Origin of the sequence: Hymenobacter persicinus (assembly GCF_004167665.1) — a bacterium.
Lineage (GTDB): Bacteria > Bacteroidota > Bacteroidia > Cytophagales > Hymenobacteraceae > Hymenobacter > Hymenobacter persicinus.
In genome coordinates this window covers 14,752-41,739 of the sequence record NZ_SEWE01000012.1, presented here as the reverse complement: position 1 = coordinate 41,739, position 26,988 = coordinate 14,752, and the positions used below count along the sequence as shown (strand labels likewise).

26 protein-coding genes are annotated in these 26,988 nt (G+C 61.4%); 6 read left to right on the top strand and 20 right to left on the bottom strand.

Going from position 1 to position 26,988, the window contains the following annotated elements; genetic code table 11:
- Window positions 1-22 precede the first annotated feature (22 nt).
- The 4 genes from EWM57_RS07820 to EWM57_RS07805 all read left to right on the top strand — a co-directional run bounded on the left by EWM57_RS07820 (window position 23) and on the right by EWM57_RS07805 (window position 6,597).
- Complete coding sequence (locus EWM57_RS07820; RefSeq protein WP_129920581.1) at window positions 23-3,109, top strand: sensor histidine kinase; 3,087 nt, start codon at window positions 23-25, stop codon at window positions 3,107-3,109.
- A gap of 77 nt (window positions 3,110-3,186) precedes the next feature.
- Window positions 3,187-3,843: a response regulator gene (locus EWM57_RS07815; protein WP_129920580.1), complete on the top strand. Its 657-nt coding sequence runs from the start codon at window positions 3,187-3,189 to the stop codon at window positions 3,841-3,843.
- A 503-nt stretch (window positions 3,844-4,346) separates the two neighbouring features.
- The gene (locus tag EWM57_RS07810) at window positions 4,347-5,141 is read left to right on the top strand and encodes a 3'-5' exonuclease (RefSeq protein WP_207218282.1); all 795 of its coding nucleotides are present in this window, start codon (window positions 4,347-4,349) and stop codon (window positions 5,139-5,141) included.
- 139 nt (window positions 5,142-5,280) lie between these two features.
- On the top strand, window positions 5,281-6,597 hold the full coding sequence (locus tag EWM57_RS07805) for an OmpA family protein (RefSeq protein WP_129920579.1): 1,317 nt from the start codon (window positions 5,281-5,283) through the stop codon (window positions 6,595-6,597).
- A gap of 78 nt (window positions 6,598-6,675) precedes the next feature.
- Here EWM57_RS07805 and EWM57_RS07800 read toward each other — a convergent pair whose 3' ends face one another.
- The 5 genes from EWM57_RS07800 to nuoK all read right to left on the bottom strand — a co-directional run bounded on the left by EWM57_RS07800 (window position 6,676) and on the right by nuoK (window position 12,459).
- Complete coding sequence (locus EWM57_RS07800; RefSeq protein WP_129920578.1) at window positions 6,676-8,070, bottom strand: NADH-quinone oxidoreductase subunit N; 1,395 nt, start codon at window positions 8,068-8,070, stop codon at window positions 6,676-6,678.
- An 18-nt stretch (window positions 8,071-8,088) separates the two neighbouring features.
- Window positions 8,089-9,546, bottom strand: coding sequence for a complex I subunit 4 family protein (locus tag EWM57_RS07795; protein ID WP_129920577.1), 1,458 nt, complete (start codon window positions 9,544-9,546; stop codon window positions 8,089-8,091).
- A 64-nt stretch (window positions 9,547-9,610) separates the two neighbouring features.
- The gene (locus tag EWM57_RS07790; RefSeq protein ID WP_129920576.1) at window positions 9,611-10,102 is read right to left on the bottom strand and encodes a hypothetical protein; all 492 of its coding nucleotides are present in this window, start codon (window positions 10,100-10,102) and stop codon (window positions 9,611-9,613) included.
- Window positions 10,103-10,113: 11 nt separating this feature from the next.
- On the bottom strand, window positions 10,114-12,054 hold the full coding sequence (gene nuoL, locus EWM57_RS07785) for an NADH-quinone oxidoreductase subunit L (protein WP_129920575.1): 1,941 nt from the start codon (window positions 12,052-12,054) through the stop codon (window positions 10,114-10,116).
- A gap of 72 nt (window positions 12,055-12,126) precedes the next feature.
- Entirely contained in the window at window positions 12,127-12,459 is a 333-nt protein-coding gene (gene nuoK / locus EWM57_RS07780) for an NADH-quinone oxidoreductase subunit NuoK (RefSeq protein WP_073109636.1), read from the bottom strand.
- Between the two features lie 441 nt (window positions 12,460-12,900).
- Between nuoK and EWM57_RS07775 the strand changes: the two genes are divergently transcribed.
- Both EWM57_RS07775 and EWM57_RS07770 read left to right on the top strand, forming a co-directional pair.
- Window positions 12,901-13,464: an RNA polymerase sigma factor gene (locus EWM57_RS07775; RefSeq protein WP_129920574.1), complete on the top strand. Its 564-nt coding sequence runs from the start codon at window positions 12,901-12,903 to the stop codon at window positions 13,462-13,464.
- A 78-nt stretch (window positions 13,465-13,542) separates the two neighbouring features.
- A complete protein-coding gene (locus tag EWM57_RS07770) occupies window positions 13,543-13,935 on the top strand; it encodes a hypothetical protein (RefSeq protein WP_207218281.1) in 393 nt (130 codons plus the stop codon).
- Window positions 13,936-13,983: 48 nt separating this feature from the next.
- On the opposite strand, the gene EWM57_RS07765 is transcribed toward EWM57_RS07770, so the two are convergent.
- The 15 genes from EWM57_RS07765 to EWM57_RS07695 form a co-directional block, all read right to left on the bottom strand.
- Window positions 13,984-14,799 (bottom strand): hypothetical protein, encoded by an 816-nt coding sequence (locus tag EWM57_RS07765; RefSeq protein WP_129920573.1) that lies wholly within the window; start codon window positions 14,797-14,799, stop codon window positions 13,984-13,986.
- Window positions 14,800-14,869: 70 nt separating this feature from the next.
- Window positions 14,870-15,463 carry a hypothetical protein gene (locus tag EWM57_RS07760; protein ID WP_129920572.1) on the bottom strand — a complete coding sequence of 198 codons (594 nt, stop codon included), beginning with the start codon at window positions 15,461-15,463 and terminating at the stop codon, window positions 14,870-14,872.
- A gap of 88 nt (window positions 15,464-15,551) precedes the next feature.
- Window positions 15,552-16,073 carry an NADH-quinone oxidoreductase subunit J family protein gene (locus EWM57_RS07755; RefSeq protein WP_129920571.1) on the bottom strand — a complete coding sequence of 174 codons (522 nt, stop codon included), beginning with the start codon at window positions 16,071-16,073 and terminating at the stop codon, window positions 15,552-15,554.
- Window positions 16,074-16,118: 45 nt separating this feature from the next.
- The gene (locus EWM57_RS07750; protein WP_129920570.1) at window positions 16,119-16,706 is read right to left on the bottom strand and encodes a NuoI/complex I 23 kDa subunit family protein; all 588 of its coding nucleotides are present in this window, start codon (window positions 16,704-16,706) and stop codon (window positions 16,119-16,121) included.
- Window positions 16,707-16,714: 8 nt separating this feature from the next.
- Window positions 16,715-17,797: an NADH-quinone oxidoreductase subunit NuoH gene (nuoH, locus tag EWM57_RS07745; RefSeq protein ID WP_129920569.1), complete on the bottom strand. Its 1,083-nt coding sequence runs from the start codon at window positions 17,795-17,797 to the stop codon at window positions 16,715-16,717.
- 3 nt (window positions 17,798-17,800) lie between these two features.
- A complete protein-coding gene (locus EWM57_RS07740; protein ID WP_129920568.1) occupies window positions 17,801-18,808 on the bottom strand; it encodes a 2Fe-2S iron-sulfur cluster-binding protein in 1,008 nt (335 codons plus the stop codon).
- Window positions 18,809-18,970: 162 nt separating this feature from the next.
- Window positions 18,971-20,311, bottom strand: coding sequence for an NADH-quinone oxidoreductase subunit NuoF (gene nuoF, locus EWM57_RS07735; protein ID WP_129920567.1), 1,341 nt, complete (start codon window positions 20,309-20,311; stop codon window positions 18,971-18,973).
- A 27-nt stretch (window positions 20,312-20,338) separates the two neighbouring features.
- Window positions 20,339-20,914: an NADH-quinone oxidoreductase subunit NuoE family protein gene (locus EWM57_RS07730; RefSeq protein ID WP_129920566.1), complete on the bottom strand. Its 576-nt coding sequence runs from the start codon at window positions 20,912-20,914 to the stop codon at window positions 20,339-20,341.
- 20 nt (window positions 20,915-20,934) lie between these two features.
- Window positions 20,935-22,200 (bottom strand): NADH-quinone oxidoreductase subunit D, encoded by a 1,266-nt coding sequence (locus EWM57_RS07725; protein ID WP_129920565.1) that lies wholly within the window; start codon window positions 22,198-22,200, stop codon window positions 20,935-20,937.
- Between the two features lie 18 nt (window positions 22,201-22,218).
- Window positions 22,219-22,785, bottom strand: a complete 567-nt coding sequence (locus EWM57_RS07720; RefSeq protein WP_129920564.1) for an NADH-quinone oxidoreductase subunit C — start codon at window positions 22,783-22,785, stop codon at window positions 22,219-22,221.
- 69 nt (window positions 22,786-22,854) lie between these two features.
- Window positions 22,855-23,412 (bottom strand): NADH-quinone oxidoreductase subunit B, encoded by a 558-nt coding sequence (locus tag EWM57_RS07715; RefSeq protein ID WP_073109614.1) that lies wholly within the window; start codon window positions 23,410-23,412, stop codon window positions 22,855-22,857.
- A 76-nt stretch (window positions 23,413-23,488) separates the two neighbouring features.
- The gene (locus EWM57_RS07710; RefSeq protein ID WP_129920563.1) at window positions 23,489-23,884 is read right to left on the bottom strand and encodes an NADH-quinone oxidoreductase subunit A; all 396 of its coding nucleotides are present in this window, start codon (window positions 23,882-23,884) and stop codon (window positions 23,489-23,491) included.
- Window positions 23,885-24,096: 212 nt separating this feature from the next.
- Window positions 24,097-24,672 carry a hypothetical protein gene (locus EWM57_RS07705; RefSeq protein ID WP_129920562.1) on the bottom strand — a complete coding sequence of 192 codons (576 nt, stop codon included), beginning with the start codon at window positions 24,670-24,672 and terminating at the stop codon, window positions 24,097-24,099.
- 86 nt (window positions 24,673-24,758) lie between these two features.
- On the bottom strand, window positions 24,759-26,423 hold the full coding sequence (gene pruA, locus EWM57_RS07700) for an L-glutamate gamma-semialdehyde dehydrogenase (protein WP_129920561.1): 1,665 nt from the start codon (window positions 26,421-26,423) through the stop codon (window positions 24,759-24,761).
- 104 nt (window positions 26,424-26,527) lie between these two features.
- Window positions 26,528-26,983 (bottom strand): hypothetical protein, encoded by a 456-nt coding sequence (locus EWM57_RS07695; RefSeq protein WP_129920560.1) that lies wholly within the window; start codon window positions 26,981-26,983, stop codon window positions 26,528-26,530.
- Window positions 26,984-26,988 lie beyond the last annotated feature (5 nt).

Genomic DNA, 26,988 nt, shown 5'->3' with positions numbered 1-26,988 from the left:
TCCGGGGCTATCTGTTGTGCGCATGCGTAATTCTCTCGTTAACTGGCTGCGGTGGAGCGTGCTGGGGCTGGTGCTGAGCCTGGCCGGGCTGCGCGGCGCCCTAGCCCAGCCGGCGCCGAGTCCCACGTTTCGCACCCTGTCGAGCACCAACGGCCTGTCGGAAAACAGCGTGTACTGCCTGACTCAGGACCGCCGGGGCTTCCTCTGGCTGGGCACCCAAGACGGGCTGAGCCGCTACGACGGCACCGGTTTCCGCATCTTCCGCAACGACGCCCAGCGGGCCGGCAGCCTGAGCAGCAACTTTATCCGGGCCCTGGCCCCCGACCAGCAGGGCCAGCTCTGGGTGGGCACCGGGGGCGGGGGCGTGTGCCGCTACAACCCGCTGACCGAGCGGTTTCGCGCCTTTCAACACGACGCCGACAGCGCCGGCAGCCTGATCGACAACTTCGTGTGGTCGGTGTTCTGCGACCGGCGGGGGCAGGTGTGGGTGGGCACCGAAACCGGCCTGCAACGCTTCAACCCCCAAACCGGCCGCTTTCAGCTGTTCCGCCACCGCTTCGCCGAGTCGGCCACCGCCCGCCGCAACTCCATCCGTACCATCACCGAGGACCGGCAGGGGGAGCTGTGGGTGGGCACCGGCGAAGGGCAAGTGAGCCGGCTGAACGAGGCAACCGGGACGCTGGAGGCCGCGGGCCGCTGGCCGGCTTCCTCGTCCATCACGGCGCTGTGCCCCGACGCCCGCGGGGGCCTGTGGGTGGGCACCGAAGCCGACGGGCTGGGTTACCTGCCCGCCGGATTAGCCGGGCCCCGCCTTTTCCGGGCCAGCCCAACCGCGGCGGGCAGCCTGCCCAGCGATGCCATCAAGGCCGTGTGGCTCGATGCCCAGGGCCTGCTGTGGGTGGGCACGGGGGCGGGCCTGGCGCGCTACCTGCCCGGGTCGGGGGGCTTTGTCACGTACCGGCACGAGCTGGCCACGCCCCACTCGTTGGCCGACAATGTGGTGCTTTCCCTGTTTCAGGACCGCTCGGGGCTGCTGTGGGCCGGCACCGAAGGCGGGGTGTGCAGCTTCGAGGCCCGGCCCGCCGCCTTCACGCGCTACCCGATTACGCCGGGGCTGCCCAACTCGGTGTGGGCCGTGAGCGAGGACGCCCAGCGCCGGGTGTGGGTCGGGACCGAAAGCGAAGGGCTGGTGTGCTACGACCCGGTCACGAAGCAGCGGCGGCAGTTTCGCCACGACCCCGCCGACCCCGGCAGCCTGAGCGAGGACTTTATCCGGGCCCTGTGCTTCGACCAGCAGGGCCGCCTGTGGGTGGGCACCCAGAGCGAGGGGCTCGACTGCCTGGAGCCCGGCGCCACCCGCTTCACCCACTACCGCCACGACCCGGCCCGGCCCAATTCGCTCAGCGCCGACTTTATCCGCTCGTTGTACCTGGACCGCCAGAACCGCCTCTGGATCGGGACGGAGGCCGGCCTGACGCTCTTTGAGCCGGATGCGCAGCGCTTCACCGTGTTTCGCCACGACCCGCGCGACCCGCGCAGCCTGTGCAACAACTTCGTGCGCGCCGTGCTCCAGGACCAGCGCGGCGCCGTGTGGGTGGGCACCGGCGACGGACTCTGCCGCTACAATCCTGCCACCCGCACCTTCGAAACCTTCCGCACCGACAACCGCACCCCGACCAGCCTGAGCAGCAACCGGGTGCGCTGCATTATGCAAGACCAAGCCGGGCGCGTCTGGTTCGGCACCGAGGGCGGGGGGCTGTGCCGCTACGACGGGGAGCAGCACTTTACCACGTTTCGGGAGCCCCAGGGCCTGCCCAACGACGTGGTATACGGCATTCTGGAAGACGAGCACCACGACCTGTGGATGTCGACCAACAAGGGCCTGGCCCGGCTCACGCCCGCTTCCAACCAGTTTCACACCTTCGACGTGCGCGACGGGCTGCCCCACGACGAGTTCAATGCCGGCGCCTTCCACCGCGGTGGCAGCGGCCGGCTGTATTTCGGCGGGGTCAAGGGGCTGGTGAGCTTCCGGCCCGCCACCGTGCCGACCAACGCCGTGCCGCCCCCGGTGGTACTCACCGGCTTCCGCAAATTCGACCAGCTCGTGGAGCTCGATACCAGCATCACGGAGCGGCGCAGCATCCGCCTCTCGCCCCAGGACTACTTTTTTTCCCTGGAGTTTGCGGCCCTCAACTACCGCCTGCCCGACAAGAACCGCTACGCCTACAAGCTTGAAAACTTTGACCCGGGCTGGGTACTGGCCGGCACCCGGCACGAGGCCACCTACACCAACCTCGACCCGGGCACCTATACGTTCCGGGTGCGGGCGGCCAACAACGATGGGGTCTGGAATCCGCAGGGTACGGCGTTGGTGGTGGTGGTGCAGCCGCCCTGGTACCGCACCTGGTGGTTTCGAATTCTGATCAGCTGGGTGGTGCTGGCTCTGCTGTTTCTGGCCTACCAGCTGCGCATCCGGCAGGTGCTGGCCCTGGAAGGCGTGCGCCACAGCATTGCCCGCGACCTGCACGACGACATGGGCTCCACGCTGAGCAGCATTTCCATCCTGAGCCAGATTGCCCGCAACCACCAGCGCCAGGACCGCCCCGAGCAGGCCGCGGCGGTGCTCGAGCAGATCGGGGAAAGCTCCCACCGCATGCTCGACGCCATGGACGACATCGTCTGGACCATCAACCCCGCCCACGACTCGCTGGAAGACGTGACGGCCCGCATGCGCAGCTTCGCCTCCGACGTGCTCGAAGCCCGCGGCATCGACCTGCACTTCCGCACCGACCCCTCGGTAGCGGGCCTGAAGCTGACCATGCGCGCGCGCCGGGAGTTTTTTCTGCTCTTCAAGGAGGCCGTGAACAACCTGGCTAAGTACGCCCACTGCCAGCACGCCACCATTGCCCTAACCTTTGAGCACACCCGTCTCGTGCTGCTGGTGCAGGACGACGGCATCGGCTTCGACCCCGCCGCCCCGGCCCAGGGCGGGGGCAACGGCATGACCAACATGCGGGCCCGCGCCGCCGCCCTGCACGGGGAGCTGACCATTCACAGCACTCCCGGCCAGGGCACCACGCTGCGGCTGAGCCTGCCGCTGACCAGCTAGGCCACATCATCATGTAGCGGCCGGCTACTGCCGGGCTTCGTAACTTGAGGACTGGTAACCCCTTATCCATCTCCGCCATGCAAACCCCGACGCGCGTCCTGATTTACGAAGACAACTACGACCTGCGCACCAGCCTGAGCCAGCTGCTGGCCGGCTCCCCGGGCCTGGAGCTGGTCGGGGCGCTGGGCAACTGCATGCAGGCCCCCGCCGACGTGGCCCGCTTCACCCCCGACGTGGTGCTGATGGACATCGACATGCCCGGGATGACCGGCATCGAGGGGCTGCGCCACATCAAGGTGGCCACACCCAAGGTGAACGTGGTGATGCTGACCGTGTTCGAGGACAATGACCGGGTGTTTGAGGCCATCTGCGCCGGCGCCGACGGCTACCTGCTCAAGAAAACGCCGCCCGCCAAGCTGCTCGAAGCCATCGGGGAGGTGCGGCAGGGTGGGGCCCCGATGACGCCCGGCATTGCCCGGCAGGTGCTGCGCCTGTTTCCGCGCACCAAGGCCCCGGTGGCGGCCCAGCAGGAAGAGTCGTTGGCCAGCCTCAGCGCCCGGGAGCAGGAAGTGTTGGGGCTGCTCGTGGAAGGCTACAGCTACAAGATGATTGCCGCCGACCGGGGCATCAGCATCGACACGGTCCGCTCCCACATCAAAAAAATCTACGAAAAGCTGCACGTGCGCTCCATGACCGAGGCCGTGTCCAAGGCCCTGCGCCAGGGGCTGACCTAGGCCGCCGCGCCCGGCTCACATTATCATGTGATTGTGCTGGGCCCCGGAAAACCGCACCTTCATGTCGACCAATGACCCCGGCAACTCCGCTTCCGCGGACGGCCTCCGGAGCCACTGGATATCCCGCCAACTGTCTGTCGCCATGTCCAAGCCACGCCGCCAATTGCTTCTGATGATGATGGGTCTTTGGCTTACCGGGCGTCCCGCCCTGGCCTAAGCCTGCTCCGCTCAGCCCTTTCGCTGTCCGGCAACTTCGCGGCCGTCGTGCCCCGGACATTCCGACCGACTCCCGCCCCTCCCGGTTTCACACCGCCGGGAGAGGGCGGTTTTTTTTCGGGCGGTTGAGAAATCTGTCCCGCCGAGGCTGGCTGAAATCCGGGCTGGCCGGGCCAGGGCAAGGGCTGCCGGATCAGCTGCGCCGCGGAGAAAATTTCGTTTCAAACGCCCCGCAAGCGGCCGAATAGCCTATCTTCGGTATCCGGATACGATTATAGGCCCCCGTTATGCAGATTCTGCACAAAACTCCCCTCGACCAGCTGTTCGTGCTCGATATCGAAACGGTGCCCTGCGTGGGCTGCCACGACGAGCTCAACGACATGCTGCGTCTGCTCTGGGAGCACAAGTGCCACGCCCTGCGCCGGGAAAAAGGCTGGAGCTCGAGCCGCGCCGACGTGGAGGAAATGCCCTCGTACCTGGAAGCGGCCACCCTGTTTGAGCAAGCCGGGATTTACGCCGAGTTTGGCCGCGTGGTGTGCATTTCGGTGGGCTGCTTCACCTTCGACCGGCAGGAGGAGCAGTGGCGCTTCCGCGTCAAGAGCTTCGCCGACCACGATGAGCCGACTATGCTGCGGGAGTTTTCGGCGTTGCTGGCCCGCAAGCCCAACTTTCTGCTCTGCGCCCACAACGGCAAGGAGTTCGACTTTCCCTACCTGGGCCGCCGCCTGCTCATCAACGGCCTGCCCCTGCCGCCCCAACTCGACATTGCCGGCCGTAAACCCTGGGAGGTAGCCCACCTCGACACGATGGAGCTCTGGAAGTTTGGCGACCGGAAATCGTACACGTCGCTGTCCTTGCTGGCGGCCATGTTCAACATTCCCACGCCCAAGGACGACATCACCGGCGCCGACGTGGCCCGCGTGTTCTACACCGACAAGGACCTGCCCCGCATCGTGCACTACTGCCAGAAGGACATCATTACCACTGCCCGGCTGTTGCAGAAGTTCCGGGGTGAGGAGCCCTTCCCCGACCAGGCCGTGATTTACGCTGACGAACCCAGCGCCGTAATGCGCCGCATATAATCCCACTTGCTGGCTCTGCTATAACTGCCCGGGCATAATTTTATGCCGGCAAGTGGGAGTGCGTATTGGGTTGATCATATTACTTTTTATTTAAAAATTAGTATTATTACTTAAACGTACACGTGTAAACTTTACTGCTATGCAACAAAACCTGTTGGAAGAGGTCGAGACGTACTTTACGGAAGATACCGTGAGTCAGGCCAGTGCGGTGGTCGGGGAGAATGAGCGGGGAGTCGGCAAAGCATTGGCGAAGATTATCCCGCTTGTTCTCAGCAGTTTTATTGCCCGCGCCGAGCGGCCCGGGGGAGTGGAAGCCCTCTGGACCCTGGCCGACCAGGCCACCGATACCGGCGGCCTGCCGGAGTTACTCACCGCCGACCGGCTCAAGCGGCGTACGGAACTCATGTGGGGCTTGCTGGGTGAAAATTATGGCCCAACCATTAGTCAGATTGCCGAGGGTACCCGCCTGAAATCGTCCTCAGTTGAGACGCTGCTGAGCATGGTGGCCCAGGCCGTGCTCCACACTCTGGGCGCCCACGCCCACCAGAAAGAACTGAGCGCGCCCGAACTATTCGCCTGGTTGGAGCAGCAGAAAGCCAGCATTCTGGAGGCCCTGCAGCTGAATACGAGCAGCCTGAACCCGCCGGCCCCGGCCCCGCGCTACGAGCCCCAGAGCCCCGCCCCGCTGGCCCCGGCCGACGTGACGCCCCGGCTCGGCAGTGAGCGGGACTACCGCCCCGTGGCGGCTCCGGCCACGACGAGTAGCGCCATGCGCTGGGCTTTGCTACTGCTACTGGTGGTGGCCGGCGGCGTGCTCGAATACCTGTTTGTGCAGAATCGTCTGAAAAATCCGGCCGCGGAAGGCGTGCCGGTGAGTCTGGTACCGGCCGCGGCGGCTACGACCACGCCAACCCCGGCCCAGCGCCCGGCCGAAGATCCGGCCGGGCGCTACGACGCAGCCACCGGCAACTACATCTACGACCCCGGCCGTCCCATCACCCTGACCCTGGTGGATGGCACGACCCAGACGGTTGGGGTGAATTCGACTGAAAATCGGCTCTACGCCTTTCTGGCCGACGACGCCACCCAGGTCGACTCCATCAACCGCACCAAGGGCTGGATCAACTTTGACCGGGTGTACTTCGACACCAAGAAAGCGACGCTCACCGACGAGTCGCGGCAGCAGCTGCGCAACGTAGCCAGCATCCTGAAAAGCTTCCCCAACGCGCGGGTCAAGATTGGGGGCTATACCGACATCACCGGCAACGTGCTGGCCAACCTGAAGCTAAGCGAGGACCGGGCCAACGCAGCCATGTCGGAACTGGTGTCGATGGGCATTCCACTGAGCCGAATCGAGGCCAAAGGCTACGGGGGCAAACACGGCGTGGCCGACAATGCCACCCCGCTGGGCCGGGCACAAAACCGCCGGATCAGCATCCGGGTGACCCACAAGTAAGGCTGAAGATGCAAGCAGCAACAAAGAAGAGCGGCCCGCAGGCCGCTCTTCTTTGTTTTTAGTACTGGTCGGGGCTGCTTACAGCACCTTGCTCAGCAAACCGGGCAGCACGCCCAGTAGAATCGTGAGCAACGCCAGCAGCACCAGAATAGCGGACTGGAACGGGCCCACGGCCACCGGCTCGGTCATGTCTTCCTCGGCCGGGCGCATGTACATGGCAATGACGGGCCGCAGGTAGTAATAGATGCTGACCATCGACATGAGCACGGCGAAAACCACCAGGCCGATGTAGCCCTTGTCCATGGCTGCGCCGAAGATGAAGAACTTGCCAAAGAAGCCACCGGTGAGCGGAATGCCGGCCAACGACAGCATGGCCACCGTCATCACGAAAGCCAGCAGGGGGTTGGTCTTGGCCAGGCCGTTGAGCACGGCGTAATCCTCGCGCTGGCGCTGGTCGGCCACGAGCTTGAGCACCCCGAACGAGGCCACCGTAGCTACCGAGTAGGCCAGGGAGTAGAAGAAAATACCGTTGGCGGAAAGCTTGCCGTTCAGGGCCACCAGGCCGATGAACAAGTAACCGGCGTGCGAAATGCTCGAGTAAGCCAGCATGCGCTTCACGCTGGTCTGGGCCACGGCGCCCACGTTGCCGATGAGCAGGGTCAGAACCGTAATGGCCATGATGGTCGGAATCCAGAAGCTTTCGGCGGCCTGGAAAGCCACCATCAGCAGCTTGAAGAAGGCGGCGAAACCGGCCGTCTTAACCACCGTGCTCATAAAGGCCGTGAAGAAAGTCGGGGTGCCTTCGTACACGTCGGGCGTCCAGTAGTGGAAGGGCGCGGCCGACACCTTGAAGCTGATGCCGACAAACATCAGCAGCATGCCGATGTAGAGCATGGGGCGGAAGGTGGCGTTGGCGGGCTGCACGACGGCGCCAGCAATGTCAATCAGGCTGAAGGCGCCGGTAGCGCCGTAGACCAGGGCGATGCCGAAGAGCAGGATGCCGGTGGCGAAGGAACCCATCAGGAAGTACTTCAGCGCGGCTTCGTTGGAGCGCACGTTGCGCTTGTCGGAGCCGGCTACCACGTACATAGCCACGCTCAGGATTTCGATGCCCACGAACAGCATCAGCAGGTTGTCGTAGCTAACCATCATGATGGCGCCCACGAGCGAGAACAGCAGCAGCGAGTAGTATTCCGCCAGGTTTTCCTGGCCGTCGCGCACGTATTTCTGGGAAAAAGGAATCAGCAGCAGCGTGGTCAGGGTCACGATGCCGGTGAAGGCTACCGAGTACCGGTCGATGGTAAGCATACCGCTGAAGTACGACTCGGGAGCCGCGTTCCAGTCGAGCAGGTTGGCCCCGAACACGAGGGCCAGGATGACCATGGCGGCCGGCAGCAGAATCTTGTTGGAGCGCAGAAAGCCCAGAAACAGATTGATGATGCCAAGGACGGAGAGCAGAATAATAGAAGTCATGTCGTCGGAATCGGGGGCTTAGCGGGTGACTATCGTCATGATCTGCGTGATGGCCGGCTCGGAGATGCGCATAAACGTGCCGGGAAACAGGCCCAGCCAGAACACCAGCACAATCAAGGGCACCAGCACGGCCAGCTCGGAACCGGTCAGGTCCTTGATAGTGGCCGTGAACTGGGTGTCGGGACCGAGCATCACGCGCTGGAACATGCGCAGCAGATACACCGCGCCCAGAATAATGGTCAGGCCGGCTACGGCGCCCATCCAGTGATTGTACTGGTACACGCCGCCCAGGAGCAGAAACTCACCCACGAAGCCGGCGGTGAGAGGCAAGGCCACGGTGCTGAGCAGCAGCACCAGGAAGGTCACGGACAGAGCGGGAGTGTTTTTGGTCAGGCCCCCGAGTTCAGCAATGTCGCGGGTGCCGGTGCGGCGCTGGATGATGTCGGCAATGAAGAACATGCCCACCACGTTCACGCCGTGGGCCAGCATCTGAATCACGGTGCCCTGCAGCCCTATCATGGTCAGGGAAAACACGCCGGCGGCCATCAGCCCCACGTGGGAGAGGGAAGAGTAGGCAATGAGGCGCTTTACGTCGCGCTGGCGGATGGCAATGATGGCCCCGTAGATGATACCGATAATGCAGAGCACCATCACCAGCGGCCCCCAGTGGCTGACGCCCTTGGGTACGATGGGCAAGAGCCAGCGCAGCGTGCCGTAGATACCCATCTTGAGCATGATGCCCGAAAGCAGCATGGTGGCCGGCGTCGGCGACTCGGTGTAGGTGTCGGGCTGCCAGGTGTGGAAGGGGAAAATCGGCATCTTCACGGCGAAGGCAATGAAGATCAGCCAGAACACCCAGCTTTGCTGGTCGGAGCTGAGCGTGAGGTTGTAGAAGGCCAGCAGGTCGGACGAGCGGGCGGCGCCGTGCAGGCCGGTCTGGAAGTAGAGGTACACGAAGGCGGCCAGCATAAACAGCGAGCCGATGATGGTGTACAGGAAGAACTTAAACGTGACGGCAATGCGGCGCTCCGAGCCCCAGACGCCAGCCAGGAAGTAAATCGGAATCAGGGCCACTTCCCAGAAGAAGTAGAACAGGAAGGCGTCCAGGGACACGAACACCCCAATCAGGCCCGTCTGCATAAACAGAATCAGGGCGTAAAAAGCGGAGGCGTTGGGGTAGTCGTGGCGGAAGGAAGCCAGGATGATGAGCGGCACCAGAAAGGCCGTCAGCAGCACCAGCACCAAGCTCAGCCCGTCCATGCCGACGTGGAAGTTGATGCCCGAGGAGGCAATCCAGGGCACGTTGACTTCAAACTGGGTTTGGGCCGTGAGCTGGGAAATAACGGCGGCGTACACCGCCACCGCGAATTCGACCAGCGCCGCGCCCAGGGCCATTACGCGGGCTGCATTGCCTTTGGCAAAGTGCAGCAGCAGGGCCGCCGCGACGGGAAAGAGTAGGAGAAAGACAGTCAGCATGTGGAAAATCAAGTTTCACGCGAGCAGAATAGCTGCGGACGCCGAGGAGGGTGCCGAAACGGCCTTAGTTTTTTTCGATGACAATAACCTTAGGACCGCCCAACTCACTGCGACGCTCGGAAAAGGGCATGCCGTGGGTAGTGACGAAGTCTGCGGCGGCCTGATCGTTGAGGCTGCCGTTGGCAAACAGCTGGGCTTTGGCCACTCTGCGCGCCACGTCGAGGGCTCGCAGGTGCAGGGTGGCGGGAAACGGAATTTCCGCTTTAGTGCCCGAACCCAGGAAAACGAACTGCAGAAACAGCGTGCGCCCGTCGGGGTGGGAGGCACTCATCGTGGCCGGATCCACAAACTCAAGCTGCTTGACGGCGAGCTGACGCTTGCCATCCAACGACTTGAGGTAGTAGATGCACTGGGTGTCCATGAGTTTGCAGCCGTCCTGCTCGACCAAGGCGTACTTGCCGCCGTCGACCAGCACGGCATCGTCCTTTACCTCCACCTTCTGGGCGAAGGCCGCGCTGGCAACGAAAAGCAGGCACAGGGTAAGAAAGCCTTTCATAGGTCGCAGGGTTAGAGCCGCATCAGGTTCAGGCCCAGCACCAGCACGATGCCGACCACAATCAGAATCAGGTAGAGGCCCACGTAGCCGGTTTGCACGTAGCGCAAGAGCTGCCCGCCTCCGAGCGTGACGCGGCCGAAGCCGTTGACAATCGGGTCGATGATGCCCTGCTCCACGAAGCGGTACAGGCCGGTCGAGAGCCACATGACGGGGCGCACGAACAGGGCGTTATACAGCTCGTCGATGTAATATTTGTGGTAGACCAGGCTTTCGGCGGCCGAGCGGTGGGCGTCGTCCTCGGCTGGGCGCACCCGGCGGCTCACGTACTGCACGTAGGCAAACAGGATACCCAGCACCCCAGCGGCTACCGACAGGCCGATGAGCATCAGCTCGGTGCCGTGGTCCAGCTCAGTGGCAAACGCCTCGGGGTTCAGGCGCTTCGAGTAGGTGAACAGCGGGGCGAGGTAGTCGGCCAGGTAATGCTTGCCCACGAACATCGGGGCGCCCATAAAGCCGCCCACGGCCGCCAGAATGGCCAGAATAATCAGCGGCAGCGTCATGCTAGCCGGCGACTCATGCAGGTGGTGCTTCTGCTCCTCGGTGCCGCGGAACTCGCCGAAGAAAGTCAGGAACAGCAGGCGGAACATGTAGAAGGCCGTCAGGAAGGCCGTGACCATGCCGATGCCCCACAGGATCTTGTTGTGCTGATACACGTGCTCCAGGATTTCATCCTTGGAGAAGAAGCCCGAAAACGGCGGAATGCCCGAAATAGCCAGGCAGCCGATCAGGAAGGTGATAAACGTAATCGGCAGGGCCTTGCGCAGGCCGCCCATGCGGCGGATGTCCTGCTCGTTGCTCATGGCGTGAATCACCGAGCCGGCACCGAGAAACATCAGGGCCTTGAAGAAGGCGTGGGTGAGCACGTGAAACAGCGACGTGCTGTAGCCCATGACGCCCAAGGCCAGGAACATGTAGCCGAGCTGGGACACCGTGGAATAGGCCAGCACCTTCTTGATGTCGTTCTGGGCCAGACCGATGGTGGCGGCAAACAACGCGGTGATGCCGCCAATCCAGGCCACGACGTTGAGCGTGTCGGGAGCCAGGGTGAAGAGTACGTTCGAGCGCAGCACCATGTAGATACCGGCCGTTACCATCGTGGCGGCGTGAATCAGGGCCGAAACCGGGGTGGGGCCGGCCATGGCGTCGGGCAGCCAGGTGTAGAGCGGCAGCTGGGCCGACTTACCCATGGCGCCCACGAACAGCAGCAGGGTAATGGCCGTCACGACGCCCGTCCCGATTTGCAGAGTGCTGGCCTTGTGGAACACCTCGGCGTACTGCACCGAGCCGAAATTCAGGTAGATCAAAAAGATGCCCAGCAGAAAGCCCAGGTCGCCGACGCGGTTGATAATGAAGGCTTTCTTGGCGGCGTTGTTGTTGGCCGTTTCCTTGTTCCAGAAGCCGATGAGCAGGTAGGAGCACAGTCCCACGCCTTCCCAGCCGATGAACAGAATCACGAAGTTGGCCCCCAGCACCAGCACCAGCATGCTGAACACGAACAGGTTCAGAAAGGCGAAGAACTTGCCCACGTTCTCGTCGTGGTGCATGTAGCCGATGCTGTACACGTGAATCAGGAAGCCCACGCCCGTGACCAGCAGCAGCATAATCAGACTGAGTTGGTCAATCTGGTAGGAAAAAGGAATCTGCAGGGTATCGACCGAAATCCAGTCGAACAGCTTCACCGTGTACTGGTACTGAAAGGTGGTGAACAGGTACACCGAAATCAGGAAGGAGCCCAGCACCGTCAGGGAGCCGATGGCGCCGGCCACCGTGCCCGAAAGCTTTTTGTTCAGCAGGCCGTTGATCAGGAAGCCCAGAAACGGCAGCAGCGGAATCAGAACGTACAGCAGCGTGGAATACGGGGCGCTGGCCGCGGGGATTACAGTTTCTTGCATAGAAAGGTATGCTAAAAGAAAACCCAGCCCTTCAGGTCCGGCGGGGCCAGACCGGCGGGGCCGGGAGTCTCATTACCACTTCAGGCGGTTGAGCAGGTTGACGTCGGTGTTCTGGAAGTTGCGGTAAATCATCACGATAATGCCCAGCCCAACCGATACTTCGGCGGCGGCCACGGCCATGATGAAAAACACGAAAATCTGCCCGTTGGGGTCGGAGCGGTAGGCCGAGAAGGCCGTCAGCAGCACGTTTACCGCGTTAAGCATCAGCTCTACGCACATAAAGATGATGATGGCATTGCGCCGGGTCAGCACGCCCGTTACGCCGATGGCAAATAGCGCCGTGGCGAAGTACACGTAATACTCCAGCGGGACGGTGCGAATGACTTCCGGGATGGTCTGTTCCATGCAGTGGGGTCAGCGGACAAGGCAAAGAGCCCGACTAAGGCGTAGCCGGGGTTATTTAGCTGGCAAAGGTAGCCAGACTATCGGGAAATCCACAGGGAAAAGTACAGGCGGGCCCGGCAAGGTGCAGATTGCGGAAGTCGCAAGGAATGACGCAAAAATTGGCAGGGTAAGCTGGCCGTTGCCAACGGGCAGAGCCGCCCCCTAGTCGCACGCCATCTTTCGAACGTCATTCCGAGCTTGCTCAGAAATCTCGCGTGGGGTCGTCGGCTTGGTAATTCAGCGAAGCAGGGGAGATGCTTCGGCCGGTTCAGAATGACGTACTTCTGGGTGCGGATATCCCTCAGGCAAAATTTTCTGAGCCTGATAAAGTATTTTTCCCCGCGCTTCGTCTGCTTGGTCAGAATGGAAGCACTAGCCCTACCCACCTTACCCTTAGGCTCAATGCGCGGACAGGACCAGCAGATTCAAGCCGCCGTGCAGGAACAGCGCGGCCGCCTGCTGGCCTTCATCCGCCGCCGCGTGCCCGACCCCGACGACGCCGAGGACATCCTGCAGGATGTGTTCGGGGAATTGGTCGAGAGCTACCGGATGCTCAAGCCCGTGGAGAAGGTGGCTTCCTGGCTGTTTCGCGTGGCCCGCAACCGTATCACCGACCTCTACCGCAAGAAGAAGACGGCTTCGCTGGAAGAGGAAATGCTCCGCTACGCCGACGACAACGAGGAAGGCGCCCTGCTGCTGGCCGACGTGCTGCCCGCCGCCGACGATGCCCCCGAAAACCGGCTGCTGCGCGAAACGCTCATGGAAGCCCTGGCCGAGGCTCTCGACGAATTGCCCAAAAACCAGCGCGACGTGTTCGTGTGGCACGAGCTGGAGGGCAAAACCTTCAAGGAGCTGGCCGAGGAAACCGGCGTCCCGCTCAAAACCCTGATTTCGCGCAAGCACTACGCCGTGCAGCACCTGCGCCAGCGCCTGCAAGTGCTCTACAACAACCTGTTTACGGACTAAAGCCGTCTACTTCCCACCAACAAGAACGTCGTGCCGCGAATAGCTTAGCAGGACGCCCTTCATAAAAGCAACAACGACATGAATCCGAAATCCTGGCCGCTTCGCGTCCTCAAATTCATTCTCCTTGGCGTGCTGTTCGTGGCCGCTATGGGCTACGTCACGATGAGCCTCTGGAACTGGCTCGTGCCCGTGCTGTTCCACGGCCCGGTCATCACCTTCTGGCAGACGCTGGGGTTGCTCCTGCTCACCCGTCTGCTCACCGGCTTCCGCGGGGGCGGGGGGCGCCCGGGCTTCAGCCGCAAGTGGCAGCAGCACAAAAACGACTGGAAGCAGCGCATGGAATCCCGCCTGGCCGGCATGACGCCGGAAGAGCAGGAGAAATTCCGCCAGAAGATGCGCGCCAGCTGCGGCCCGCCCTGGATGCGCCGCGGCGCGGCCGAAACAGCGTTTAACGCGCCGGTAACTGAGTAGAAACGAAAAGCGGCTCTTGAGGAATCAGGAGCCGCTTTTTAATTGGGGTCAGTTACCTGATTTGGTCCCGGGAGTAAGCGCCTTTTGGGTATGAACCCACGAGTAGTCACCCTTTTCACCGCGAAAAAGCGTGCTAATACTCTCACTATTGTCAATAACTATTCGGGTGAAATACTCCCGGTAGTAGATGACGAAGAAAATGCTGCCCAGAGTTGGCTCTTTCAGGTCCCGATAGTTCAGCCGGATGTCTTGGGGCTTGTCGGTCTTGAAACCGAGGAACTTGCCTTTAAAGTAATGGGTGCGTTCTACAATCCGATTACCCGCCGAATTGAGCTTATAAGCAAATTCGCCCCCGTAAACGGCCGTGCCATCGGGCTGGTAAGCTGGAAAAATCCAGACGGAAATGCTCTTGTCAGGATTAAGTCGGACAAACGGGTTGAACTGCACACCGGTGCTATCCCGCAACGGTTTGATTTCTCTGTTCACCAGTCGTAAAGCTCGTGCATACGCATTGCACCGGGCAGTATCGATGCCTTGCTTGGTTTCGGAAATCATACCGTTGATTACCGTATAGTGAAATTCAGGCACGAAGGCGTGCTGCTGGTATTTGCCATACAGGGCGTGCCACACTTGCTGCTGGTCTTGAAAGCAAAACCAGCTTCCATCCAACTGCTTTCGTCTTTGTGGCTGCGCGGCAACGCTGTCACTGGTGTGCCAGGCTACCTGGTCGTACTGGTTTAGCCAAGAAGCGAGTTCCTGCTTCTCACTGAACGCTTTGATATCGAACCGAAGGTTGTCTTTCTTTTGCCCATACAGGGACAATGAAGAAAAGAATAGGACGAGTAGAATAGGGAAATATTTCATGACGGGAAAGTAGAAGCGAAAAGGGGCTTATGATGCCTGATGAGACGCTTTTTTATATGTCGTGGCAGGGTTAGTGCAAATAATGGACCGCCAGAATAATGGCGTACAGCCAGCTTACGTACAGCGTGGCATAGGTAAGGCCATAGCGCAGGCTAAGCCCCAAACGGCCCCTGCATTCCATGGAATGGCGGAAGACGAACCGCAGGGCGCGGAAGAACAGCCAGTACAGGATTGCCGTGCAGGTAAGAAAAGTAGCCCAGACCACAGCAGCGGCAATCCAGAGCACAAACACGGCGACAAGGGCAATGATAAGCCACATGAAAATTTCAGCTACTGCTTCGAGGCAGCCCTCGCCGTGGCCGGCATTGACCGTCCCATCGCCTAAATTCAGGTTGGATAGGCTGTCGGGCATGGGTAATTTCTTGATGTGCTCGGTCACGCTGCCCAGCGTGTCGCGCAGCTTGACGCCGAAGTACAAGCCAGCGGTAAGAAAGGAAAGCAGCGAAATGGCAAGAATCGAAACGGCAACAAGCGAGTCTTTAAACAGGCTCCAATCCTGCCGCAGGCCCACAAACCAAACTCCCAGCAGCGTTAGAGTAGCAATGAGGAGGGTAGTAAAGAATGTGCGCTTCGAACGAATAAGTAAATAGGACCGAGGCCGCATAGCCGGGATTAAGGAAATCTATAGGAATAAAAAAGCGGCGCCTGATGCTTCAGGTGCCGCTTTCAATATGGAAGAAATTACCGGAATTCTAGAAGTTCCGCTCCCCGGTTTCGCGCTTGGCCAGCATCACCGCGCCAACCATAGCTACCAGGAACAGCACCGAAGCCAGCTCGAAGGGCAGCAGGTACTTGGTGTAGAGAATCATGCCCAGCTGGCTGACCATGCCAATCTGCGAATCGAACACCGAGGCGTTGTAGGTGGTGCCGGGCTGCACGTCGCGCAGGGCGGCTACCAGCACCAGCAGCAACGAGCCGCCGGCCACGGCCGCCGCTACCTTCGACAACAAAGGTTTGTGGGGTTCCGTGTCGACGTTCAGGTTCAAAAACATCATCACGAACAGGAACAAGACCATGATGGCACCGGCGTACACAATGATGTTGACGGCGGCCAGAAACTGGGCGTTCAGAATCAGGTAGTGCCCCGACAGCGAGAAGAACGTCAGAATCAGGAACAGCACGCTGTGCACCGGGTTTTTGGCCAGCACCACGCCCAGGGCCGCAAACAGGGCCACGAAGGACAGAAAGAAAAACAGGGAAGGAGAAGAAGCCATGGGCGGAAAGTAGCGCAAACGAGAGGTGAAAACCGGCGGGGTGGCTTAGGCAGGCTGAGCCATGCGCTGGGCCAGGGCCGCAGCCTGCTCGGGCGTGAGCTGAATACCGCGGATGCTGCGGGCCTGCGGGTCGACGGGCTCCACGAGGCGGTCTTTGCCGTAGATGAACTCGTCCCGTTCGAAGCGCGGCGGGGCCATCTTGTCGGGCTGCAAATACACGGCGGCTTTCGGGCAGGCTTCCTCACAAAGGCCGCAGAAGATGCAGCGCAGCATGTTGATTTCGTAGCTGACGGCGTACTTCTCCTCTCGGTAGAGGCCTTCCTCGCCCTTTTTCCGCTCCCCGGCCACCATCGTAATGGCTTCGGCGGGGCAGGCTACGGCGCACAGGCCGCAGGCGGTGCACCGCTCCCGGCCCTGCTCGTCGCGCTTGAGCACGTGCAGGCCGCGGAAGATGGGGGAGAAGGGGCGCACTTCGTCGGGGTAGCGCACGGTTACCTGACGCTTGGTGGCGGCCCGAAAAAAGTGGCGCATCGTGATGCTCAACCCCTGGAAGATAGCCGGCAGGTAGGCCCGCTCGGCCAGCGTCATGGGCTTGGCCTCCAGCTTTTTCGCTCTGTTGCTTAAGGACTGCATAGGTCGTATTACTTGATGATACCGCCCAGAATCAGGCCGCCGGTGAGCAGGATATTGAAGATGGCCAGCGGAATCAGGATGGTCCAGCCCAGGCGCATCAGCTGGTCGTAGCGGAAGCGGGGCAGGGTCCAACGCACCCACATGAAGAAGAAGATGAAGCCGAAGATCTTGGCGAACAAGCCCAGCAGGCCGAGCACCGAAATCAGGTTCTGGGCCGAAGTCAGCGCCCAGCCCTGGTTGTTCACGAACCAGTCGCGCAGCTCGTACTGGAAGGGGAAGTTGAAGCCGCCGAAGTACAGCACGCTCATCACGGCCGAGGCCACGAATACGTTGACGTACTCGGCAAACAGGTACAGGCCCATTTTCATCGAGCTGTACTCGGTGTGGTAGCCACCCACCAGCTCGGTTTCGCACTCGGGCAAATCGAAGGGCGTGCGGTTGGTTTCGGCAAAGGCGCAAACCAGGAAGATAATAAAGCCCAGGGGCTGCTTCACGATGTTCCAGAAGTGCCACTCGCCGGCCGCCGACTGCTGCAGCGTGATTTCGCGCAGGCTCAAGGTGCCCGAAATCATCAGCACGGCAATCAGGGACATGCCCATGGCCAGCTCGTAGCTGATGTTTTGGGAGCCAGCGCGGATGGCGCCGAGCAGGGAGAACTTGTTGTTGGAAGCCCAGCCGCCAATCATCACGCCGTACACGCCCAGCGACACGATACCGAACACCCACAACATGCCGATGTTGACTTCAATGCCCTGCAGGTTAAACACGTTGTTGCCAAACTGAATCACGTTGCCGAACGGAATAACCGCCGACGACATCAGGGCCGTAATCATGGCCAGGCAGGGACCCAGGATAAACAGCGCTTTGTTGGCGCCGGCCGGGAAGAACTCCTCTTTAGTGAAGAGCTTCACGGCATCGGCCAGGGGCTGCAACAGACCAAACGGTCCGGCCCGGTCGGGGCCCACGCGGTCCTGCAGGAAGGCGGCAATAACCCGTTCCGCGTAGGTGCAGTAGGTCGCAATCAGCAGCGAAACGCCGAATACGACGAGGATAACAATGGATTGCCAGCCTAAGGTTGGTAGTTCGATCATTGGTTAGTTACCTAAGCGCATGGGAGGATTCTGCTCCAGGTCGCGGACGGAGCTTTCGGGCAGGTCGGCAATAACCTGGGCGTTGAGCACGGGCAGCTCGTAGTGGTTGGCCGAGATGACCGACGACCGGTCGATGTGGGCAGGGCCCTCGATGGTCCAGTCGGCGGTTTCCTTCTTGTCGAAGCGGCACGTGTTGCAGATCCACTCCTTCACCTCGCCGTACTGGTCCTTGCGGGCCGTTACGCGCATCACGTCCTTGCCCTTGTACCAGAGCACCACCTTGCCGCAGCACTTCGGGTTCTCGCACGCACGGTGGGCATTTACCGGCTTGGTAAACCACACCCGCTGCTTGAAGCGGAAGGTCTTGTCGGTCAAAGCGCCCACCGGGCACACGTCGATGACGTTGCCGCTGAACTCGTTGTCGATGATGTTCTCGATGTAGGTGCCGATTTCGGCGGCGTCGCCGCGGCCCAGCACGCCGTGCACGCGCTTTTCGGTGAGCTGGTCGGCGGTGTACACGCAGCGGTAGCACAGGATGCAGCGCGTCATGTGCAGCTGAATCAGCGGCCCGATGTCAATTTTCTCGAAGGTGCGGCGCTCTTCTTCGTAGCGGGTGGTGCTCACACCGTGCTCAAAGGCGAAGTTCTGCAGGTCACACTCCCCGGCCTGGTCGCACACGGGGCAGTCCAGCGGGTGGTTGATGAGCAGCATCTCCACGATGCCCTTGCGCACGTCGAGGACCTGCTGGGAGGTGGTATTCTCGACCACCATGCCGTCCTGCACCGGCGTCACGCAGGAGGCGACGAGCTTGGGCATGGGGCGCGGGTCTTTGGCCGAGCCGGCCGCCACGCGCACCAGGCAGGCGCGGCACTTGCCGCCCGAGCCTTTCAGCGGCGTGTAGTAGCACATGGCCGGGGGCACGATGCTGCCGCCGATGGTGCGGGCTGCGTTGAGAATGGTGGTTCCGTCCGGAACTTCCACCTCGATGCCGTCGAAGGTTATTTTAGCCATTGGGATGGGTACACATGTTAATCTTGACCGTCATGCTGAGCGAAGTCGAAGCATCTCTACCGCAACGGTAATTAATTACTCTGGCAACGAAGCGGTAGAGATGCTTCGGCTGCGCTTTGCTACGCTCAGCATGACGTTCCTTTTTAGCGGAACAGTCTGCCGCTAGGCCAGTACTGCTTTGCCCGGATACACCACGCCGGGGCGGGTGGCTTCCTGGGGGTGGCGGATGTGCCACTCGAACTCGTCGCGGAAGTGACGGATGGCGGCCGAAACCGGCCAGGCCGCGGCTTCGCCCAGGGGGCAGATGGTGTTGCCCTCGATTTGCTTGGCCACGCTGGCCAGCACGTCGATGTCGCGCTCCGTGCCGTGGCCGTGCTCGATGCGGTGCAGGATTTTCTCCAGCCAGCCCGTGCCCTCGCGGCAGGGCGAGCATTGCCCGCACGACTCGTGGTGGTAGAAGCGGGAGAAGTTCCAGGTGTTGCGCACGATGCAGGTCGTCTCGTCCATGGCAATGAAGCCGCCGGAGCCCAGCATGGTGCCCGTCACGAACCCGCCATCCGACAACGACTCGTAGGTCATCAGGCGGGGCTCGCCGGCGGCGGTTTTCAGGATCAGCTCCTTGGGCAGAATCGGCACCGAGGAGCCGCCGGCTACGACGGCCTTCAGGTCGCGGCCCTTCCAGATGCCGCCGCAGTACTCGTCGGAGTAAATAAATTCCTCGACCGGCACACCCAGCTCAATTTCGTAGATGCCGGGCTTGTTGAGGTGGCCGCAGGCCGAAATCAGCTTGGTGCCGGTGCTCCGGCCAATGCCGATTTTGGCGTACTCATCACCACCGTCATTGACGATAACCGGTACCGCGGCAATGGACTCCACGTTGTTGACCACCGTGGGGCGGGCGTAGAGGCCCTGCACGGCGGGAAACGGGGGCTTGTTGCGCGGGTTGCCGCGCTTGCCTTCCAGGGATTCCAGCAAAGCCGTTTCCTCGCCGCAGATGTAGGCGCCGCCCCCGGGGTGCACGTACAGGTCCAGGTCGTAGCCCGAGCCCAGGATGTTCTTGCCCAGGAAACCGGCCGCGTAGGCTTCGGCAATAGCCTTTTCCAGGATGCGCAGCACGTACAACAGCTCGCCGCGGATGTAGATGTACGAGGTGTTGGCGCCCAGGGCGTAGGAGCTCGTAATCATGCCCTCGATGAGCAGGTGGGGCAGCTTCGACATCAGCTGCCGGTCCTTAAAGGTGCCCGGCTCCGACTCGTCGGCGTTGCAGACCAGGTAGCGCGGCACGCCCTCGGGCTTGGCCAGGAAGCTCCACTTCATACCCGTGGGGAAGCCGGCGCCGCCGCGGCCCCGCAGGCCCGACTTCTTCACCTCTTCCACCACCTCGTCGGGGGTCATGGTTTTGATGGCCTTCTCCACCGAGCGGTAGCCGCCGTGCTTGCGGTACACCTCGAGGGTGTCGATGCCTTCAACGTTGATATGTTCGGTCAGCAGTTTGCGTCCCATAGTGTCTGAGCGGTTAGCGGCAAGCGGTTAATTGTTGGCTACGGCGTTGGGCAGGCCGGTTTCCTCCCAGGGCAGGGCGGGGCGGTGCACCATATTTCGCAGCTCCGAGAGCATGGCATTCACCGATTCCTCGGTGTCGAGCTGCTCGTAGTATTTCTCGCGGACCTGCACCACGGGGGCGAAGCCGCAGGCGGCCAAGCACTCCACCTCTTTCAGCGTGAACAGGCCGTCGGCCGAAGGGCCTTCGCCGACTTTGGCGCCGGTGATGCGCTCCAGCTCAGCCGTCAGCTCGTCAGAGCCGCGCAGCTGGCAGGGGCCCGTGCGGCAGATTTCCAGCACGTGCTTGCCCACCGGCTTGAGGTTGAACATGGTGTAGAAGGTCGAAACTTCGTACACCTCGATAGGCTTCACGCCCAGCACCTCGGCCACCAGATCCTGCACCTCGGGCGCCACCCAGCCTCCGAATTCGGCCTGGGCAATGTGCAGCACCGGCAGCATGGCCGACTTGCGGCGCTCCGCGGGATACTGCTTGCAGATACGGTCTATTTCAGCCTTGGCCGCCTCCGAGAACTGGGGCTTAGCGGGCGCGTTGGTCGATTCCATAAGTCAAATTCAGCAAAAAACTACGCGTCCAGCTCGCCGGCAATCACGTTCATCGACGACAGGGTCACGATGGCGTCAGAGAGGCTGCTGCCCACCACCATTTCGGGGTAAGCCTGGTAGTAGATGAAGCAAGGGCGGCGGAAGTGCAGGCGATAGGGCGTGCGGCCCCCGTCCGAGACGAGGTAGAAGCCCAGCTCGCCGTTGCCGCCTTCCACGGAGTGGTAGACCTCGCCCACCGGGGCCTCAATCTCGCCCATGATGATCTTGAAGTGGTAGATCAGGGCCTCCATGTTCTTGTACACGGCCTGCTTGGGGGGCAAGTAGTAGTGCGGGGCATCGGCATGGAAGGGGCCTTCGGGCAGGTTTTCCAGGGCCTGGTTGATGATGCGCAGGCTCTGCCAGATTTCCTCGTTGCGCACCATAAACCGGTCGTAGGTGTCGCCCTTGGTACCCACCGGGATTTCAAACTCGAAGTCCTCGTAAGAAGAGTAGGGGTTCATGGCCCGCACGTCGTAGTCGACGCCGGCGGCGCGCAGGTTGGGGCCGGTGAAGCCGTAGTTCAAGGCGCGCTCCGCGGTAATCGGGCCCACGTTCACCACGCGGTCCATGAAGATGCGGTTGCGGTTGAACATCTGCTCAAACTCCTTCATCACCGCGGGAAAAGTCTTCAGCCAGTCGCGCAGCTTCTTAATGGCTACGTCCGAGAAGTCACGCTCCATACCACCCACGCGGCCCATGTTGGTGGTCAGGCGGGCGCCGCAGATTTCCTCGTAAATCTCGTAGACCTTCTCGCGCTCCTGGAACACGTAGAGGAAGCCGGTGAAAGCCCCGGTGTCCACGCCCAGAATCGAGTTGCAGATCAAATGGTCGGTGATGCGGGCCAGCTCCATGGCAATGACGCGCATGTACTGAGCGCGCTTGGGCACCGTCACGCCGAGCAGCTTCTCCACCGTCATGTGCCAGCCCATGTTGTTGATGGGGCTGGAACAGTAGTTCATCCGGTCCGTCAGGGGCGTAATCTGGTAGAAGGGCCGACGCTCGGCAATCTTCTCGAAGGCCCGGTGGATGTAGCCGATGGTGGGCACGCCCGAAATGATCCGCTCCCCATCCATTTGCAGGATGTTCTGGAAAATGCCGTGCGTGGCCGGGTGCGTCGGGCCCAGATTCAGGGTCGTCAGCTCCTGGGAGAAGTCGTTGAGGGTCGGAATCAGGCCGGTGTGGTGCTGCTGCTCCCGGGCTTCCTCCACAATCTTGCGGGTGCCTTCCAGCGTGTCGTTTACTGCCATGATGTAGGTATCAGGGGCCTAGCGGCCGAAGAAAAGGTCGGTTTTGTCTTCGCGGGTACCGTCTTCCAGCGCGTATTCCTTGCGCATGGGGTGGTAATCCATGTCTTCCACATTCAGGATGCGGATCAGGTTGGGGTGACCCGTGAAGATGATGCCATAGAAGTCGTAGGCCTCGCGCTCCATCCAGTTCGCCGTGGCGTAAAGGTCGGTAAGCGTAGGAACCGTCGGGTCGGCAATGGGGAAGAAAATCTTCAGGCGCAGACGCAGGTTGTTCACCAGGCTGTGCACGTGGTAAATCATGCCTAGCTCCTTCCCCTCGTTCTCAGGGTAATGAATGCCGCACATCGTGGTCAGGAAGTTCATTTGCAACTCCTGATCCTGCTGCAGGCCGGCCATGATGTCGTGAATCCGCTCCCGGGTGGTGGTCACCGTCAGCAGGCCGTAGGGCTCCTCCACGTCGGTAAACGCGTCGGCGCCAAACTGGCGGTGCAGCAGCGCGAGCAGTTGGGCGTTCTTGGCCGCCTGCGGGTCCTGAGCGGCGGCCGTTTCCTGCGCGGCAGCCGATTCTTCGGTGTTTTCAGCCATTCCTGTAAGAGAAGCTAAGAGGCGAAACCCGGCCCGTTCGACAGGTTGCCGAACGGGCCGGGTTTCAAACTACTTGATGTTGTAAGAAGCCAGCAGCGCCTGATACTCGGGGGCGTTGCGGCGGCGAATCGATTCGGTGCGGGCCAGGTCCTGCACGCGCATCAGGCCGTCGAGCACCTGCTCGGGGCGGGGCGGGCAGCCGGGCACGTACACGTCGACGGGGATGATCCGGTCGATGCCCTGCAGCACGGAGTAGGAGTCGAAGATGCCGCCGGAGCAGGCGCAGGCGCCCATGGCCAGCACCCAGCGGGGCTCAGCCATCTGCTCGTAGACCTGCTTCACAATGGGCGCCATTTTCTTGGCAATGGTACCCATTACCATCAGCAGGTCGGCCTGCCGGGGCGAGAAGGAGGGGCGCTCCGAGCCGAAGCGGGAAATGTCGTAGTGGGAGCCCATGGTGGCCATGAACTCGATGCCGCAGCAGGAGGTGGCAAACGGCAGGGGCCAGAGCGAGTTGGCCCGGGCCATGCCCACCACTGATTCCAGGGACGTGGCAAAGAAGCCCGCGCCCTCCACGCCGTCGGGCGCGTCCACCATCTTTATTTCAGGAACACGAATATCACTCATCGGAAGTATCGTTTTGGAAGGGGAAGTCCCCGTTTCCGAACACCGGCCCGCCGGCAAAAGTTTGGGAGAATTGGACTTAGGCGTGGGTGCCGGTCCACTTCAGGATGCCCTTCTTGATGACGTAGACGAAGCCCGCCATCAGCAGCGTCAGGAATACAATCATCTGCACGAAGCCGTCCCAGCCCAGGGTGCGGAAGTTCACGGCCCAGGGGTACATGAAGATAACCTCCACGTCGAAGAGCACGAACAGGATGGCGGTCAGGAAGTATTTAATCGAAATCGGGGTGCGGGCGTTGCCCACCGACTCGATGCCGCACTCAAACGAGGCGTCCTTCACCTTGCTCTGGCGCTTGGGGCCCACGAGGTGAGACACAATCATGGCGAAGGCCACGAAGGCAATGGCCAAGCCGAATTGCACCACAATGGGCAGAAAATCAACCGGCTGGTAATTAGTGGTTACAGCGAGAAGCATACGATTCAGCAGTTAAAGGCCCGTACGGACGGGCATTGGAGGGCAAAGGTAGGGCTTAGGGGCTTGGGAACAAAGGTTACGGGGCCCAGGGTCCGGAATGGCATACTTTCAATAGCAGCTAGGTGCCCGGCCCTGGTAAGCCAAGGTGAATGCCATAGCATATTGCGCAACAAAAAAGGCCGCCCCAGAATCCCGGGGCGGCCTTTTGCTTTTCATATTTTAAATGAATTCCAACGGTCCACTGCCTTTACAATCCAACGGCCATTTTCCTTGCGGCACAAAATGTATTGCTTAACTCCACCTCCTGGATCTTCCCAGGTGAGCTGAAAGTAGGCCTTGGTGAAGTCCGGATTGAAGACCGCTCTGGAAAGTCGATAAATGGGATACGCTTCTCTGTGAGAGGAAATATACTTCGGCGTAAAGCTCACGGTCTTTCCAAACTGGCTGATTGGCAAGTTGGCAATAGGATGGCGAGCCTGATGCCAGTTCACAGTATCACGCAGCAATTCTGCAAACTCCGCAGGCAAATTGTGGTCGCGCATAACTCTGCTGATTTCCTGCTCCTTCAGGCGGCTCGGGAAGGCTAGAGAATCGTAGATGCCAATGGTATCCGATTTGGTAGAAGGCGCAATGAAAAACTGATGCGTCATAACTTGTCCGCTTACCGCCGTTAGCACTGTTGCTTCCTGCTGTCGATAGTAGGTGGAATCAGGCAGATGATAAGGCGGCGGTTGTGAACAACTGCTAAAAGCCAAGGTGAATAGCCCGCATAGGTAGAGCAATTTCATGCGGGTAAGATGACGCTTATAAATTGAAAAAAGGCCGCCCCGGAATTCCGAAGCGGCCTTTTCAATACCTAAAACCTAACAGCGGCCTACAGCCCCTTATCCCGGTTCAAATCCTCAGCCGGGGCTGAGCCCAGGAAGGGGTAGCGGTAGTCCGTGACGGGCACAAAGGTTTCCTTGATGGCGCGCGGCGACACCCAGCGCAGCAGGTTCAGCATGGAGCCGGCCTTATCGTTGGTGCCGGAGGCGCGGGCCCCGCCGAAGGGCTGCTGGCCGACCACGGCGCCGGTGGGTTTGTCGTTGATGTAGAAGTTGCCGGCCGCGTGCACCAGCTTTTTCGAGGCGTAGTCGATGGCGTAGCGGTCCTGGGCGAAGACGGCGCCGGTCAGGGCGTAGGGCGAGGTCGTGTCCACCAGGGTCAGCACGTCGTCGAACTGCTCGGCGTCGTAGATGTGCACGGTCACGACGGGGCCGAAGAGCTCCTCGCACATGGTCACGTACTTCGGGTCCTTGGTTACGATAACCGTGGGCTCGATGAAGTAGCCCTTCGACTTGTCGTAGCCACCGCCGGCCACAATTTCGGCGCCCGCGTCGGCCTTGGCGCCGTCGATGTACTTGGCCAGCTTATCGAAGGATTTCTCGTCGATGACGGCGTTGATAAAGTTCGAGAAGTCCTCCACGTCGCCCATCTTGAACGAGGCCAGGTCTTCCTTCACGTAGCCCAGAATTTCGTCGGCCAGGTTCGAGGGCAGGTATATCCGCGAAGCCGCTGAGCATTTCTGGCCCTGAAACTCGAACGCGCCCCGGCTGATGCCGACGGCCACGGCCTTGGCGTGGGCCGTGGGGTGAGCCAGGATAAAGTCCTTGCCGCCGGTTTCGCCCACGATGCGCGGGTAGCTCTTATAGTTGCTGATGTTTTCCCCGATGGTTTTCCAGATGCCGTTGAACACGCCCGTGGAGCCGGTGAAGTGGATGCCGGCAAAGTCGCGGTGCTTGAAGATAACCTCACCGGCGGTGGGGCCGTCGACGTACACCAGGTTGATGACGCCGTCGGGTACGCCGGCCTCTTTGAACAGCTCCATCAGCACCTGGGCCGAGTAGATCTGGGTGTTGGCGGGCTTCCACACCACCACGTTGCCCATCATGGCCGCCGAAGAGGGTAGGTTGCCGGCAATGGAAGTAAAGTTGAAGGGCGTCAGGGCAAACACGAAGCCTTCCAGCGGGCGGTGCTCCAGGCGGTTCCACATGCCGGGCAGGCTTTCGGGCTGCTGCTTGTAGATTTCCTGCATGAAGTGCACGTTGAAGCGGAAGAAGTCAATCAGCTCGCAGGCCGCGTCGATTTCGGCCTGGAAAGCATTCTTGCTCTGCCCCAGCATGGTGGCCGCGTTGATGCGGGCCCGGTAGGGGCCGGCCAGCAGGTCGGCGGCCTTCAGGAAAATGGCGGCGCGGTGCTCCCAGGGCATGGTGGCCCAGTTGTCGCGGGCGGCCAGAGCCGCGTCGATGGCCTGCTGGACGTGGCTGGCGTCGCCTTCGTGGAACTGAGCCAACACGTGCTGATGGTCGTGGGGCGGGGTGATATTCTTCTTTTTGCCGGTGCGAATTTCCTGGCCGCCGATGTGCATGGGAATGTCGCGCTCCTGCTGCTTGAGCTCCTTCAGAGTTTTGAGCAGCTCCACACGCTCGGGCGAATTGGGGGCGTAGCCCTTCACGGGCTCGTTGATCGGGGCGGGGACGTTGAAAAAGCCGGTAGCCATAGGTTGGGTGTTGGGTGTTGGTTTTTCGTTTGGGGAGGAGACGGGGCAAAGGTAGAGAGAATGCCGGTTTGGCCCAGCCGCCGGGCTGCTTACGTAGCCGAGCGCTAATCCGGCAGATACCCGTCCCGCCGCCGGTGCCGCCAGCGGTGGTTGGCGCCCCAGCCGTCGTGTAGCAGAAACAGGCTGATAAGCAGCAGGCAGAGCAGCTTTGCGCTCAGGCTCCATTCGTCGGCCAGCAGCGCCTGCTGGTGGTCCAGATGGTAGCACACCTCCACCGGGGCGTCCAGCGCCAGGTCGTGGTGGGTACTCCGGTCGGTTTCCACCCGGGCGTAGAATTCCCGGCCCTGCGGGTGGTCGTACTTCACTATCAGGTGGTATTTGCCACTGCTGCCGGAGCCGTCCTTGCCGAGCTTCTGGTACACGTGAGCCGCCGCCCGGGTGCCGTGCAGAATCTGCCAGCGCTGCCAGGCCTTCCAGGAAACCGAAGCCGCCAGCACCACAGACAAGGGCACCAGCAGCCAGGCCCGGCCCCAAAGCGCAAAGGAAGAGTCCTGCCTCATCCGCC

Coding starts and splice junctions, on each gene's coding strand:
- EWM57_RS07715 (WP_073109614.1), bottom strand. CDS start 23,412: ATGAGTGATATTCGTGTTCCTGAAATAAAGATGGTGGACGCGCCCGAC.
- EWM57_RS07760 (WP_129920572.1), bottom strand. CDS start 15,463: ATGCGGCCTCGGTCCTATTTACTTATTCGTTCGAAGCGCACATTCTTT.
- nuoL (WP_129920575.1), bottom strand. CDS start 12,054: ATGCAAGAAACTGTAATCCCCGCGGCCAGCGCCCCGTATTCCACGCTG.
- nuoK (WP_073109636.1), bottom strand. CDS start 12,459: ATGGAACAGACCATCCCGGAAGTCATTCGCACCGTCCCGCTGGAGTAT.
- EWM57_RS07770 (WP_207218281.1), top strand. CDS start 13,543: ATGAATCCGAAATCCTGGCCGCTTCGCGTCCTCAAATTCATTCTCCTT.
- EWM57_RS07710 (WP_129920563.1), bottom strand. CDS start 23,884: ATGCTTCTCGCTGTAACCACTAATTACCAGCCGGTTGATTTTCTGCCC.
- pruA (WP_129920561.1), bottom strand. CDS start 26,423: ATGGCTACCGGCTTTTTCAACGTCCCCGCCCCGATCAACGAGCCCGTG.
- nuoH (WP_129920569.1), bottom strand. CDS start 17,797: ATGATCGAACTACCAACCTTAGGCTGGCAATCCATTGTTATCCTCGTC.
- EWM57_RS07740 (WP_129920568.1), bottom strand. CDS start 18,808: ATGGCTAAAATAACCTTCGACGGCATCGAGGTGGAAGTTCCGGACGGA.
- EWM57_RS07775 (WP_129920574.1), top strand. CDS start 12,901: ATGCGCGGACAGGACCAGCAGATTCAAGCCGCCGTGCAGGAACAGCGC.
- EWM57_RS07725 (WP_129920565.1), bottom strand. CDS start 22,200: ATGGCAGTAAACGACACGCTGGAAGGCACCCGCAAGATTGTGGAGGAA.
- EWM57_RS07695 (WP_129920560.1), bottom strand. CDS start 26,983: ATGAGGCAGGACTCTTCCTTTGCGCTTTGGGGCCGGGCCTGGCTGCTG.
- EWM57_RS07730 (WP_129920566.1), bottom strand. CDS start 20,914: ATGGAATCGACCAACGCGCCCGCTAAGCCCCAGTTCTCGGAGGCGGCC.
- EWM57_RS07810 (WP_207218282.1), top strand. CDS start 4,347: ATGCAGATTCTGCACAAAACTCCCCTCGACCAGCTGTTCGTGCTCGAT.
- EWM57_RS07750 (WP_129920570.1), bottom strand. CDS start 16,706: ATGCAGTCCTTAAGCAACAGAGCGAAAAAGCTGGAGGCCAAGCCCATG.
- EWM57_RS07795 (WP_129920577.1), bottom strand. CDS start 9,546: ATGCTGACTGTCTTTCTCCTACTCTTTCCCGTCGCGGCGGCCCTGCTG.
- EWM57_RS07800 (WP_129920578.1), bottom strand. CDS start 8,070: ATGACTTCTATTATTCTGCTCTCCGTCCTTGGCATCATCAATCTGTTT.
- EWM57_RS07705 (WP_129920562.1), bottom strand. CDS start 24,672: ATGAAATTGCTCTACCTATGCGGGCTATTCACCTTGGCTTTTAGCAGT.
- EWM57_RS07755 (WP_129920571.1), bottom strand. CDS start 16,073: ATGGCTTCTTCTCCTTCCCTGTTTTTCTTTCTGTCCTTCGTGGCCCTG.
- EWM57_RS07765 (WP_129920573.1), bottom strand. CDS start 14,799: ATGAAATATTTCCCTATTCTACTCGTCCTATTCTTTTCTTCATTGTCC.
- nuoF (WP_129920567.1), bottom strand. CDS start 20,311: ATGGGACGCAAACTGCTGACCGAACATATCAACGTTGAAGGCATCGAC.
- EWM57_RS07815 (WP_129920580.1), top strand. CDS start 3,187: ATGCAAACCCCGACGCGCGTCCTGATTTACGAAGACAACTACGACCTG.
- EWM57_RS07720 (WP_129920564.1), bottom strand. CDS start 22,785: ATGGCTGAAAACACCGAAGAATCGGCTGCCGCGCAGGAAACGGCCGCC.
- EWM57_RS07805 (WP_129920579.1), top strand. CDS start 5,281: ATGCAACAAAACCTGTTGGAAGAGGTCGAGACGTACTTTACGGAAGAT.
- EWM57_RS07790 (WP_129920576.1), bottom strand. CDS start 10,102: ATGAAAGGCTTTCTTACCCTGTGCCTGCTTTTCGTTGCCAGCGCGGCC.
- EWM57_RS07820 (WP_129920581.1), top strand. CDS start 23: ATGCGTAATTCTCTCGTTAACTGGCTGCGGTGGAGCGTGCTGGGGCTG.